This window comes from Microseira wollei NIES-4236 (assembly GCF_020521235.1).
GTDB classification, from domain to species: domain Bacteria; phylum Cyanobacteriota; class Cyanobacteriia; order Cyanobacteriales; family Aerosakkonemataceae; genus Microseira; species Microseira wollei.
Genome location: NZ_BLAY01000828.1, coordinates 1 through 218 on the forward strand (window position 1 = coordinate 1; position 218 = coordinate 218).

General features: G+C 43.1%; 1 protein-coding gene. It reads left to right on the forward strand.

Annotation, left to right across the window (positions count from 1 at the left end; all coding sequences use genetic code 11):
- Positions 1–24: 24 nt before the first annotated feature.
- Positions 25–218: hypothetical protein (locus tag MiSe_RS50610; protein ID WP_226595178.1), on the forward strand; the 194-nt coding region annotated here is incomplete at its 3' end.

The window sequence follows — 218 nt, forward strand, 5'->3', positions numbered from 1 at the left end:
AAAAGAATCTCTTTGGCAGGCAGGATGCCTAACCCACAAGATTTATGGCAGAGGTCTATTAGACTGGTGCAAAAAAGAATCTCTTTGGCAGGCAGGATGCCTAACCCACAAGATTTATGGCAGAGGTATATTAGACTGGTGCAAAAAAGAATCTCTTTGGCCTGCAGGATGCCTAACCCACAAGATTTATGGCAGAGGTATATTAGACTGGTGCAAAA